A 13,224-nucleotide genomic window follows, 5' to 3' on the forward strand; every position below is an offset into this window, starting at 1 on the left:
TTTTAGATTTTAGGGAGTGGGGATGAAACTTTACGGCATACCCAATTGCAACACCGTTAAAAAAGCACGTGACTGGTTAGATACCCACCACATCGCCTATGAATTTCACGACTTTAAAAAACAAGGCATTTCACCACAAAAGCTCCAAGCTTGGCTAGACCAACTACCAGATTCCAAACTGATTAACCGTGCTGGCCTCACCTGGCGTGGGTTAGACGATACAACCAAGCAAAGTATTGTAGACAACGCCAGCGCAATTGCATTGATGTCCGCAAAAACTTCTGTGATTAAACGCCCGATTTTAGAAAAAGACAGTAAAATTATTGCTTTAGGATTTTCAGAAACCGAATACAGTGCGCTATTCAAACAGTAAAATAGTCCAATAGCACACCGTCCATAAGAAAGACTTCACCATGTCAAACACGCTAGACCTTGCGATTGACTTACTTCAGCGCCAATCCAACACACCGGAAGATGCAGGCTGTCAGGAGTTAATGATTTCACGCCTTGCGCCCTTGGGCTTTAAGATTGAGCGCATGCGCTTTGGCAATGTGGATAACTTCTATGCACGTCGTGGCACAACAGCGCCACTGATTGTGTTTGCAGGACATACCGATGTGGTGCCGACCGGCCCTCTGGATAAATGGCACACACCACCGTTTGTACCAACAATAAAAGACGGTATGCTCTATGCACGCGGCGCCGCCGATATGAAAACCTCGCTAGCTGCGTTTATCACCAGCATCGAAGAGTTTATTGCTGAAAATCCAAACCACGCAGGCTCAATCGGCTTGCTCATTACCTCGGATGAAGAAGGCGTAGCGGTAGATGGTACGGTAAAAGTAGTAGAAGCCTTAAAAGCGCGTGGCGAGCACTTCGATTACTGCATCGTGGGCGAACCCACTAGCAACAAAGTGGTGGGCGACATGATTAAAAATGGCCGCCGCGGCTCACTCTCAGGCAAGCTGACTGTAAAGGGCATACAAGGCCATATTGCCTACCCGCACTTGGTCAAAAACCCTATCCATTTGGTGGCCCCTGCCATTAAAGACATGGTAGATACCGTGTGGGATCACGGCAATGAATATTTCCCGCCCACTAGCTGGCAAATCAGCAATATGAACGGCGGCACTGGCGCTACCAATGTCGTGCCCGGCGAAGTTGAAATATTGTTCAATTTTAGATATTGCGCTCTAGTAAACAATGCTGGCAGCACAGAAGCCAATTTAAAAGAGCGCGTACTCGCCATTTTGGATAAACACCAACTGGAATATGATTTGGAATGGGAACACTCCCCTAGCTACATTACGCCGCGTGGCAATTTGGTAGAAGCCATTACCGAAGCCATTCAACAAGCCTACCAAGTGACACCTGAGCTTTCCACCACTGGCGGCACCTCAGATGGCCGCTTTATTGCAGACATTTGCAAACAAGTGATTGAATTTGGCCCACTCAACGCTACTATCCACAAGCTCAACGAGTGTGTGGGCGTGGCCGATATTGAGCCGCTCAAAGAAACTTACAAACTCACCATGAAGACCTTACTTAAATGAATGCCTCCCCCAGTATTACGCAATCGTTAATCACTATTCGCGATTGGCTACGTTACACCGTCAGCCAGTTTGAGCAGTCAGATATTTTCTTTGGTCATGGTACTGATAATAGTTATGACGAAGCAGTATGGTTAATCATGAGCGCATTGCATTTGCCACATGACACACTGGATAACTTTTTGGATGCAAAGTTGACAGAACCTGAACGCAAGCAATTGCATCATTTGCTTGAGCAGCGCATTACCAAACGTGTGCCTACCGCTTACTTGGTACGGGAGGCTTGGTTACGCGGCTTTAAATTCTACGTCGATGAGCGTGTGATTGTACCGCGCTCTTTTATTGCCGAATTGCTAGAGGATGGCTTTCAGCCTTGGATTGAGTTTCCAGAGATGGTGGAATCCGTTGCCGATATTTGTACAGGCAGCGGCTGTTTAGGTATTTTACTTGCTGACACTTTCCCGAATGCACAGGTGGATGTAGTAGATATTTCACCGGATGCGATTGCAGTGGCCAATATTAATATTGCTAACTATGGCTTGCAGCAGCAAGTGCATGCGATTCAATCCGACATGTTTGGCGCACTGACTGGCAAGACTTACAATGTGATTATTAGCAACCCGCCTTATGTGGATGCGCCTAGCATGGCGGAATTGCCAGCGGAGTATCGCAATGAGCCGCAACTTGCATTAGGAAGCGGCACTGCCGGATTGGATCACACGCACACGCTATTACGTGAGGCCGCGCAGTATTTGAACGATGATGGGATTTTGGTGGTGGAAATTGGGCATAACCGTGAGGCCTTGCTAGACGCGTATCCTAACTTGCCATTTACTTGGCTAGAGGTCGCATCCGGCAATCAGTTTGTTTTTCTGATAACCAAAGAGGAACTGATTGAAACTTTACCGCCAAGGAATTGAATAAAAATTCAAGCCAATTGAATAAAATCGGTTGTCATCTGCAAAAGCAAGATTACGACCGTAGGTTAAATTGAGATATATACGTTCAGGTAACAGGGCAACATTCAAACCAGAATGCCATAATGGCTTTTGCGCATCATCTCCAAATGCTTCTAAAAACAAAGCCGCCTTTGGCAATAACGCATACTCTGCACCCACCCCCCAAGTACTACGATTAGCTGAAAGTGTACGGTCTCTTAACCAGCCCACATTCAAATGCAGCATCAAGTCACTATCTAAGGCTGATATACTCAATGGAAAATAGGCGAAATCTGTACCCTCTGATTGCTGCCCCGAGCGTATAACTCCTGCAGCAAATCCTAGCCCCCAACTGTTAGCTTCTAATTCTCTAAACAATGTTTTTCCCTGCAATAGGTAACTCTTTACATCTTCTTGCTGGCTTACCTGAAAATAATTAAGCCCTAAGCTGAGTTCGAAGTTGCCAGAAGGATTACAGGCAGGCACAGTCCACATATCTTTGGTATCGCTTTGGTTGACTTGCACCCAGCTCTCCACTTGACATTTACCCGCAGTCGTCAGGCCTGCATCATCAGTAAAGAAAGGACGCCCAGCCCATACCAGCGTCGGCATACAACATATCAATACAATGATGCATTTTATCCGGGTCATCAGACGTTAAGTTAAGAATATGTTGCCTGCACGATTAAGAGGTCTTTTTTGTTTGTCTCTTAGTCGGCGCCAAATCGGTCGACTGTCGAATACGGCGATTGACTGGTTTTTTAGCGCTAGGTTTTCTAGCAGCATTGTCTCGACCATTTGATGTACGATCTGATGACTCTTTACTGCCGAATTTAGCGCCTTCACGTGCTGCACCAGATCGGGTTGTATTGGGTCGCGCTGAGCCTTCTGCATCTAACTCGCGTGGTACACGGTTCAATACACTGCCGCGCTGCTTACGTACTTTAGGCACAAACACTGTAGTCGCTTTGTCTTTCTCACGCTGCGTCAGCTGTTTAAGTGGCGCCTTAGGCACAGGTAAACCTGCCCACTCTAATAACTCCACCACTTGCTTTTGTTCCAGCTTTAACATGCTGCCACGCTTCACGCGCGGAGGTAAATTTACTGGGCCAAAGCGTACACGCATTAAACGGCTGACTGGTAACTGAAACGCCTCGAATAGGCGACGCACCTCACGATTACGGCCCTCACGGATAATCACTTGATACCAATGGTTAGCGCCCTCGCCCCCTTGTGCAATGATACGATCAAAACTGGCAGGGCCGTCTTCTAACTCAATGCCTTGGGTCAGCATGGCCATTTGCTCTTCCGTCAGCTCACCAAACACGCGTACCGCGTATTCGCGCTCCACTTCATAACGTGGATGCATAAAACGGTTGGCCAACTCGCCTGAGTTAGTAAAAATCAACAAGCCGCTGGTATTGATATCCAAGCGGCCAATGGCAATCCACTTACCTTGCTTAATCCGTGGCAACTTATCAAATACGGTGGCACGGCCTTCCGGATCATCCTGACTCACAATCTCGCCTTCCGGCTTGTGGTAAATCAATACTTGAGGCAATTCCGCTTCAAATGGTAGTCGCAATGGACGGCCATCTACACGCACCATATCATGCGCAGTCACCCCTGCACCCACTTGCGCAGTTTGCCCATTGATCGTCACACGACCATTGGCAATCAGCTCTTCCATATCACGGCGAGAACCCAAGCCTGCCAATGCCAACAGCTTATGTAACCGTTGTGTATGTTGCGGCAGCGCTACACCATCGGCATCCACCTCCACTGGGGCGGCTTGCGGGGCTTTTCGGGTAGTATCACGTTGCTGTTTAAAAGGGCGTGCCATAAGAGAACTCTATTTTGAATCGTGCTATTTTACCGCAGATGAGCTTGATTCTTATGATTATTTCTAGTTTAGGACCAAACACTTAAGCATGTGCGTACTTTAGTTGCAGTTGCACTTGCTGTTGCCCCTTATAGTCATTGATCTGTAATTGATAGACCGCATGCACTTGCTCAGGCAATAATTCAGCCTGATTAAAGTAAATCGCATCGTAACGCGACTGGCCTTTCTGCAATTGTAGCTTCAAGTGCTTTTCGCCCAAGATACGCTGACTGACCACACGAAATTGGTCATAAAACATCGGTGGTGGAAACCCTTGCCCCCAAACCTGTTTCTCTAATAACAATGCTGTTTCCAAGGTCATCTCATCTGGCGTTAGTGCGCCATCCGTTTCAATGGCTTCTTGTAAATCCTCCACCGTGATATACGTGCGCACGGCAGTCTCAAATGCCTGCTGAAATGTGAAAAAATCAGTGTCACGTATGGTTAGCCCTGCGGCCATGGCATGTCCACCAAACTTAATAATCAATGTCGAATGCTGCTTAGTCACATAATCCAATGCATCACGTAAATGCAATCCCGGGATTGATCGTCCGGAGCCTTTTAACAAGCCCTCGCCTGCGGATGCAAACGCAATCACTGGTCGATGATATTGCTCTTTAATACGTGACGCCAAAATACCGATGACGCCCTGGTGCCATTCTGGCTGATAAATGCTAAGGGTAAACCTATCTGCGACTGTGACCTCTTCCAAATCCGCCAAGGCTTCCTGCTGCATCCCCGCCTCGATTTGACGTCGCTCCACATTGAGCGCTTGCAATTGTTGTGCATCAGGCATGGCTGCTTGTATGTTATCAGCCAACAAACAACGAATGCCAAGTGCCATGTCATCTAGTCGCCCCGCTGCATTTAATCTTGGCCCCACATAAAAACCTAGATCTTGCGCGGTGACTTTATGCATATCGCGCCCGGCACACTGCAAAATCGCAAGAATACCCGGGCAACAGGCACCCGCCCGAATACGACGTAGCCCCTGCTCGACCAAAATACGATTATTGCGGTCCAGTTTGACTAAATCTGCCACTGTACCCAGCGCCACTAAGTCTAACAATTCGGCTAATGGATATGGCTGTGCAGCGTCCATGCGGTCTTGCGCAATCAGTTCTGCACGTAACGCCAATAATACGTAAAACATCACGCCCACACCTGCCAAATGCTTGCTGGGAAATGTGCAGCCACGCTGATTGGGATTCACAATACAAGTCGCCTGCGGAGTAGCTTCTGCTGGCAAGTGATGGTCTGTGACCAACACTTGTATCCCCAACGCATTGGCGTGCGCCACACCCTCTATACTGGCAATGCCATTGTCCACCGTTAAGATTGCATCTGGCTTAGATTGATGGGCTAGTTGCACAATTTCCGGCGTGAGTCCGTAGCCATATTCAAAACGATTCGGCACCAAAAAATCTACTTGGGCGCCCATGCCACGCAAGCCTTTCACCGCAACCGCAGTGGCTGTTGCACCATCTGCATCATAATCGCCCACCACTAATATTTTGCGTTGCTGCGCAATTAACTCGGCTAAACATTTAGCCATGGCCGTGTTTTGCATGAGTAAATGCGGTGGAATCAAATGCTTGAGCGTACTTTCCATAGACACTTGCGAATCCACACCTCTTGCCGCCAATAACTTGGCTAATAGCGGATGCACGCCTGCATCCACCAGCATTTGTGCGTTTTCAGTTGAGTAGTGCCGTGTTTTAATGAGTTTGGACATAATGCGCTACCAGTGATGCGATGGTGCGAGGCTTACGCCAGAGCTTCCAGCGATCGGATGATGTAAGTGTGACCTGCAACGTGCCTTGTGCTACTGGCCAATAGCAATCTAATCGCTGTATTTTTTTAAAACGTACATTGTCGTAAATAGTGTCCCAATCCACTATTGAATCATCCTCTACCAACATACATGCCGATTGCACACCTTGTTGTAATACCTCGTTGATATCTTTGATCGAAGATTGCAGAGTAACAGGCGACTTTACCAATTTAATATCAGGCGATGTAGGTGGCAATGTGTCTGCACTAACACCGGAAAACCAAACACTATTGACTTCCGCCAACCCATGTTGCGCGCGCTGCTGATTGATTGGATGCTCATGCATCAGCATTTGCACCTGATTCATGATTTGCCGCAAACGCTGTGCATCGGGGCCTGTTGGCATATAGCGTTGAATATTGCGTTGTAAGGCCGCTTGTGCAAAATGTGTCTGCAGTTGCCAAACATGCGGTGTTTTTAAAAACCAATACTGCTGTGTGTGGCTTGGTAAAAACTGTAACTGTTCTTCTGCAAAAAACTGATTCAGCAAATCAGTAAGCGTGTTGTACTCACCAGCGCTAAGTTTAACCAAGCCCTCGAGCGCAAATGAATCACGTTGCAAAGACAAATACACAGGCTGTACTAATAATAAGCTGCCTGATAGCAAGCTGTCTTGGTCTGCACTTAACGTATCATTTTCGGCTGATTCTGCCGTCCATAACCAACGCGCCAAGGGCCATTCGTTTTGCACGCCTATCCCCAGTTGCTGTAGCCACAACGTATCGGTCACTTGCTCTAAAAACCGGGCATGACCGAGCGTTAAAATTTTGCTTTTACCCGAATGGGGAGTATCTTTTGCTTGGCTTCCCAAGTATCCTATCTGATAGATAGATAAGTTCATGATTATTAAGTATTCAGTATAGAAAATATGGCTGGCAAGACGACTCGCACAAGCAAGCAGTATTGTATAATGCAACCGCCTGAGAAGATTGACTATTTATCTAAGCACCATACAGTTTTTTCATGCTTAACCTGTCAATCACGTTCTAGTGTCATCACTCGTGAGAATAAGCCGATGAAACCACACCTATTGCTGAGTTTGTGTTTACTATTGTTGGGCAGCGTCAACGCGTTTGCGGATGATGCCACTCAACTTGCCTATTTGCCTGAAGACGACTATTTGGGTGATGTACCACAAGTGCTGACGATTGCGCGATTACGCCAATCCGCTTCGGATGCCCCGTCTGCCTCTACTATCATTGATCGCGAAACCATACGTGCAGCTGGCATTATTGATTTACCTGAGATTTTTAGATTGGTGCCTGGCTTTTATGTAGGCACCAATGCTGGTTTTATTCAAAACACCAACCATGTGGTGAGCTACCACGGGCTGACCGATGCTTATTCAAGAAGCATGCAAGTCATGATTGATGGCCGCTCTATTTATCAACCACTATATGGTGGTGTGCAATGGAGCGAGATTCCCATCACCATCAATGATATCGAACGCATTGAAATTACACGCGGCCCCAATGCCGCCAGTTACGGCGCCAATGCATTTTTAGGCACCATTAATATCATTACGCAATCACCCACCGGCGCTAACGGCAATCGTGTATCCGTTAATCATGGCAATGGCCGCAATGAGGCGTTCTATCATCATTCTGGAAAAGTCAGCGATCTCAGCTACCAAGTCAGTACAGGCTACCGCGAAGACGATGGCTTGAGCAATCGCTCCGACTACAAACGTACCAATCTGTTGAATGGGCGTGCCAACCTCAAAATTTCCGACAAGCATGATATTGATTTCCAACTAGGCTATGCACAAGGCAAACGCGAAGAAGGCAATGATAATCCACTTGCATTGCTTTTTTTGCCAAGAACGCATGACATCAGCAATCATTTTGAGCTGATCAAATGGAATATGCACCTCTCGCCCAATTACGATTTTTACATACAGGCATTTCATACCAGAGACAATAGTGATGATGTGGTGACAACAGCAAGCTTACCGCTCCCATTTTCGCCCAGTTTACAAACCTTTCGCAATCCTTACCACTTTGACCGCTACGACATCGAAACGCAGTTCTCGGCCAATATCAGCGAAAACTTTAAATACGCCATTGGGGCGAGTGTCCGGCGCGACCGTTTATATTCACCTTTTTGGATTGGGAGCGATAACACACAAAACTTTGATTTAAATAGACTGTTTGCACAAGCGCAATACGATATACACCCTAAATTGACGCTCAATGGCGGCTTCATGATTGAAGACAATGACTTCACCAATAAAGACTTCTCTCCCAGAGCTAGCATGAACATCCATTTGACACCTCAGCAAACAGTGCGCCTCGGCTATTCGGAAGCATTCCGCACCCCTAGCTATTTGGAAGAAAAGTTTAGAGGTAGCGTGCTAGGGACAACGATATTTCCGGTGAAAGTTTTATATCAACGTTACTTTGATGAAGGTAATTTAAAACCAGAAAAAATTCAATCACGTGAAATCGGTTATGTTGCCAAATGGGACAGCGTTTCGGTTGATGCCCGCTTTTTTCATGACACCATCAGTAACTACATTACCGAATTTGACAACAACAGCTTCGTAGCGCCTGCAGGTACAGTTTTAATCACAGATGATCAAGGTAGAACAATGGATGTCGGTACATTCCGCAATATGGGCTCACTAGATATGCGTGGCTTCGAAACGCAAATCAACCTGGCCTTGGGCGAAAACACCAAATTAATGATCAATTATGCGCATATCAAAAATTTACCTAACAACGTCAAATCCAATGAAGTGAATGATTTGATCGACGCCACCCCTAGAGACATTTCCAGCTTCTTACTTTCACACCATTTTGGCGCAGATTGGGATGCAAGTTTTGCCGGTTATTACAATTCACCGGTCAGGGCTTTAGGCGATGGCAATCCTGTCGACAGCAATCATCGTTTTGATGCACGCGTTGCCAAGCGCTTTAAGCTGGCCGCACGCGATGGAGAGGTCTCGCTTAACATCCAAAACTTAACGGATCGCCATGAAAAAGAGTTTGCGGATTACAACACCTTGCGCCGGCGCGCTTTCGTCAATGTGAGATTGGATTTTTAAGCCTGTGAAACTGATGCAATCTCTCATGTTGTATATAAGACAATACTTAGCATTGCGCTTTGTTGTCTTGTGCTGCTTAGGCTGTATGCCCATGCAGGCATACGCTTGGAGCAATGTGACCATTCTGACCACCAATGACACCACAGCGGTCTCTGAATTTGTCAAACAACTGAAAGTAGAGATTAATGAGCAGAATGGCATCAAAGTTAATGTCTCCAAAAACGACAGTGGCCTATCGATCAATATACCCAAAGACACGCTGGTTGTGGCAGTTGGCACACAGGCACTTTCTTACGCGGGTAACTTAGATGAAAGCACACCGGTCATAGGCGTATTGGTACCTAAATCCAGCTATGAAAGCATTTTAAAAGAAAGTGAGCGTAGCCCAGATCGTTTCTCGGCTATTTATTTAGATCAACCTTTTACACGCCAACTCGCGTTGATTCGCGCTATTTTCCCTAACTTGTATACTATGGGCGTATTGCTTGGTCCGGTATCTCAGTTTCAAAGTAATGATTTACAAAGTGCCGCTAAAAAATTTAATATGGAAGTGAATATCCGCCTAGTCAATAAGGCCGATGAGCTTCAAAGTAACTTGGAAAAACTCATGATGAGCAAACAGTTGCTGCTCGCGATCCCAGACCCTTTGATTTATACGCGAGAAACCGCACAAACCATATTGCTGACCACTTATCGTCACCAAACACCGGTCATTGGCTTTTCACAATCATATGCTAAATCTGGTGCAGTGGCGGCTGTATTTAGCAGTCCAAAACAGTTTGCATCCGAAGTAGCCAACACCATCAAACAATTACCTAAAGACCATGTAACATTGCCTCTAGCAAAAGCGGCCAACCAATTCTCCATTGAAATTAACCGTCAAGTTGCCCGCTCACTTGATATTCGAATTGCTGATGATGCTGTAATTTATCAGCAAATGTTAAAGGATGAAAAATGAGCTTTTTTAATAAGCTTGGTATTAAAGCAAGGATGATGCTACTAACCGTAGTGCCAACGTTTGTGATTACACTTTTCTTGACGGCGTATTCAATCTCAAAAAGCATCAATACACTCAATGACTCGCTGAGCGACCGAGGCCGCATTATTGCCACACAAATTGCCCCCGCCAGTGAGTACGGCGTACTTTCTGGCAACATCAACTTTTTACAGACACTGATTCAGCAAACCATCTCGCGTGAAGATGACATCATTTCGATTTTAATTACCAATATAGAAGGCGTTCGATTAGCCGTTAGCGGGCAAATTCCGTATCAAATCAAACCCAATGTCAGCAATGACTTATCGATTAAAGAGATTAATCAAGCCGAATACATTGTGTCTAACGCGCCGGTGATTCGTAATGTGGTTGAAATTGACGACTTCTACGATGGCACCAATAACATGTTGGAAGCGAACAAACGTGCAGAAGTTGTTGGTCAGGTCTATGTGGCATTGAGCAAAGACCGCATTAAAGCCACCAAAAAATCCATGATTTGGAAAAGTTTGCTGTTAGGTCTCATTGGGTTTCTGACCAGCAGCATTTTGGCTTACCGTTTGGGGCGCAGTATTACCAACCCTATTATTTCGATGGCGGAATCTGTGAAGAACTTAGGTGCCGGGCATCTAAATTTACGTGTGGACGAAGATGCCGCGGGCGAGATTAAAACCTTGCAGCTTGGGCTTAACACCATGGCCAACCATATTCAAATGGCGCATGATAGTTTGCAAGACCGCGTACACGATGCAACACGCATGTTGCGCCATCAGGCACAGCATGATGCGCTGACTGGACTGGTTAACCGACAAGAGTTTGAGCGCCGCCTGAATGTGGCTTTGAACGATGTCAAAATCAGCAATGCGCAGCATATTTTCTGCTATATGGATTTGGACCAATTCAAGGTAGTGAATGACACCTGTGGACACCGTGCCGGTGATGAATTGTTGCGACAAATTAGCCTGATACTAAGCCAGCGCGTGCGTGAAGAGGATACCTTTGCCCGCTTAGGGGGTGATGAGTTTGGCTTATTGCTCACCAATTGTGATGTGCAAAATGCCCTGCTGATTGCAGAAGAAATGCGCTCCATGGTGGAAGATTTCCGCTTTGTGCATGATAACCGCATGTTTAAAATTGGCGTGAGCATCGGCATGGTCGAAATCACATCCGAGATGCAAGATTTGGGTGACATTACCAGCTATGCCGATGCCGCCTGCTATGCAGCCAAAGACAATGGCCGTAATCAGATTCACCTGTTTAGACACCATGATGATGATTTGGCGAGACGCCATGTGGAAATGGAATGGGTATCGCGCATTAACTCCGCGATGGATGAGAACCGCTTCTGCCTCTATTGCCAGCCTATCTTGCCGTTGCAGGATGACAATAACAATATCTTTTATGAGATCTTAATTCGTAAGATTGATGTCGACGGCACCATTATTTTGCCGATGGCGTTTATCCCATCGGCCGAGCGTTATCACTTGATGTCTAAAATCGACCGTTGGGTCATCAACAAGACGTTCTCTATTTACCATCAACTCATTAATACCAATGAGCAACATGACTTCTTACTGACCATCAACTTATCCGGCATGTCACTCAGCGATAAGGGTTTGCTTGGGTTTATCAAAGACCAGTTTGAGCTATACCAAGTACCGCATACTAAAATTTGTTTCGAGATCACAGAAACCTCAGCCATTATTAACTTAACCAATACCATTACATTGATGCAAGAGTTGAAAGCCATCGGTTGTAAATTCTTATTAGATGACTTTGGTAGCGGCATGTCATCATTTGCTTATCTTAAAAATCTACCGGTAGACTTCTTAAAAATGGATGGTGGCTTTGTCAAAGACATTACCCGTAATGACATTGATTTGGCCATGGCCAAATCTATCCAAAGCATTGCCGAGGCAATGAAAATCAAAACCATTGCCGAGTTTGTGGAGGATGCAGAGACCATGAAGTTACTGAAGAAAATGGGCGTCGATTATGGTCAAGGGTTTTACTTAAGTAGCCCAATGCCAATTGAAGCAGCACTTGGCAACTTTAGGCAACTTAGCTTATTGCAACAGTCTCAATAGCTGGCTAACTGATACATTCCAATAAAAAAGCCGTACTTTGCAGTACGGCTTTTTGTTTCAAGCTGATTACCAGTATTGGCGATCACGCTGTTTACCACGTCCACGGCCAGGATGGTTGTCGTCATCCCATTTTGAGGGTTTGTACACCACCTCGGTCACGTAGCCACTTGGCCTTACCGCAACATTGACCGGGATAAAACGGCCAGGATCACGTTCTGTAACTGTCGTATATTGGCGACCATTGTATTCATAATTCACCAAATAGCCTGTAGTCACAGATTGCCAGTTATCGACAGTCACGCAACGCTCAACTGGTCTCGTTTCCACACGCTCGCGGCCATATCCAGCATCACGGTTATCATAACGGTCACCTACAACCGCACCTAAACCGGCACCTACCGCTGCAGTCGCAATACGTCCGTTACCGCCACCAAAGCGGCTACCGATTAAACCACCGGCTATACCACCCACAATGGCACCTGCATTAGAACGGCGTGGCGCTTCATAGTAGCTCTCACGCACATATTCGGTACGGCATTCTTGACGCGGGCTATTCACGCGTTCAATTTGTGGTGTCACTGAGAGTACACGTGCACGGTCTTCATATTCGTGGTCAGCTAACGCTGGCAACGAAACAGACGTTGCTAATAAACCTAACCAAATACTGTGATGCATTTTAACGCTCATTTCATTCTCCTCTGAGTATTCTGCTTTATTGGGCAGATAAGCACATAACGAGTTGACCATGGCCGTTGACGACAAGTAATTGTTAATAACTTGTATCTCATGAAAATCATGAGCTGGTTGTAAGATATTGAAATTGGCTACGTGAATTTAGTTTATGTGACTTTAGTTACTGTGAGGAATGCGCACCCGCCTATACTAGCTGACAT

At 46.1% G+C, this 13,224-nt stretch carries 10 protein-coding genes and 1 pseudogene; 6 read left to right on the top strand and 5 right to left on the bottom strand.

Annotated features, from left to right (window positions below; all coding sequences use genetic code 11):
* The first annotated feature begins 22 nt into the window (after positions 1 to 22).
* Genes A3Q3_RS0104605 through prmB form a run of 3 tightly spaced genes read left to right on the top strand, consistent with a single transcriptional unit; the run spans position 23 to position 2,470 of the window.
* Entirely contained in the window at positions 23 to 373 is a 351-nt protein-coding gene (locus A3Q3_RS0104605; RefSeq protein WP_020182400.1) for an ArsC family reductase, read from the top strand.
* A gap of 40 nt (positions 374 to 413) precedes the next feature.
* Positions 414 to 1,553, top strand: coding sequence for a succinyl-diaminopimelate desuccinylase (gene dapE, locus A3Q3_RS0104610; RefSeq protein ID WP_020182401.1), 1,140 nt, complete (start codon positions 414 to 416; stop codon positions 1,551 to 1,553).
* Positions 1,550 to 2,470 carry a 50S ribosomal protein L3 N(5)-glutamine methyltransferase gene (prmB, locus tag A3Q3_RS0104615; RefSeq protein WP_020182402.1) on the top strand — a complete coding sequence of 307 codons (921 nt, stop codon included), beginning with the start codon at positions 1,550 to 1,552 and terminating at the stop codon, positions 2,468 to 2,470. The genes dapE and prmB overlap by 4 nt, the downstream gene beginning before the upstream one ends.
* Here prmB and A3Q3_RS0104620 read toward each other — a convergent pair.
* From A3Q3_RS0104620 to A3Q3_RS14130, 4 genes are all read right to left on the bottom strand, one after another.
* Complete coding sequence (locus tag A3Q3_RS0104620; RefSeq protein WP_020182403.1) at positions 2,453 to 3,100, bottom strand: hypothetical protein; 648 nt, start codon at positions 3,098 to 3,100, stop codon at positions 2,453 to 2,455. The two genes, prmB and A3Q3_RS0104620, sit on opposite strands and share 18 nt — an antisense overlap.
* A 73-nt stretch (positions 3,101 to 3,173) precedes the next feature.
* Positions 3,174 to 4,331 (bottom strand): 23S rRNA pseudouridine(2605) synthase RluB, encoded by a 1,158-nt coding sequence (gene rluB, locus A3Q3_RS0104625; protein WP_020182404.1) that lies wholly within the window; start codon positions 4,329 to 4,331, stop codon positions 3,174 to 3,176.
* Positions 4,332 to 4,413: 82 nt separating this feature from the next.
* Complete coding sequence (recJ, locus tag A3Q3_RS0104630; RefSeq protein WP_020182405.1) at positions 4,414 to 6,105, bottom strand: single-stranded-DNA-specific exonuclease RecJ; 1,692 nt, start codon at positions 6,103 to 6,105, stop codon at positions 4,414 to 4,416.
* Entirely contained in the window at positions 6,089 to 7,045 is a 957-nt protein-coding gene (locus tag A3Q3_RS14130; protein WP_157355046.1) for a hypothetical protein, read from the bottom strand. Before A3Q3_RS14130 ends, recJ begins: the two co-directional genes overlap by 17 nt.
* 174 nt (positions 7,046 to 7,219) lie before the next feature.
* On the opposite strand from A3Q3_RS14130, the pseudogene A3Q3_RS0104640 reads away from it, so the two are divergent.
* The 3 genes and pseudogenes from A3Q3_RS0104640 to A3Q3_RS0104650 form a co-directional block, all read left to right on the top strand.
* Positions 7,220 to 9,109 (top strand): annotated as a pseudogene (locus tag A3Q3_RS0104640) (TonB-dependent receptor plug domain-containing protein); the annotation flags it as partial.
* A 232-nt stretch (positions 9,110 to 9,341) separates the two neighbouring features.
* Positions 9,342 to 10,208, top strand: coding sequence for an ABC transporter substrate-binding protein (locus tag A3Q3_RS0104645; protein ID WP_020182408.1), 867 nt, complete (start codon positions 9,342 to 9,344; stop codon positions 10,206 to 10,208).
* Positions 10,205 to 12,331, top strand: a complete 2,127-nt coding sequence (locus tag A3Q3_RS0104650) for an EAL domain-containing protein (RefSeq protein ID WP_020182409.1) — start codon at positions 10,205 to 10,207, stop codon at positions 12,329 to 12,331. Before A3Q3_RS0104645 ends, A3Q3_RS0104650 begins: the two co-directional genes overlap by 4 nt.
* Before the next feature lie 66 nt (positions 12,332 to 12,397).
* Here the strand turns inward: A3Q3_RS0104650 and A3Q3_RS0104655 are convergent, their stop codons facing one another.
* Positions 12,398 to 13,018 (bottom strand): glycine zipper 2TM domain-containing protein, encoded by a 621-nt coding sequence (locus A3Q3_RS0104655; protein WP_232418361.1) that lies wholly within the window; start codon positions 13,016 to 13,018, stop codon positions 12,398 to 12,400.
* Between the last annotated feature and the right edge of the window lie 206 nt (positions 13,019 to 13,224).

It is taken from the genome of Methylotenera sp. 1P/1, assembly GCF_000384355.1.
Taxonomy (GTDB): domain Bacteria; phylum Pseudomonadota; class Gammaproteobacteria; order Burkholderiales; family Methylophilaceae; genus Methylophilus.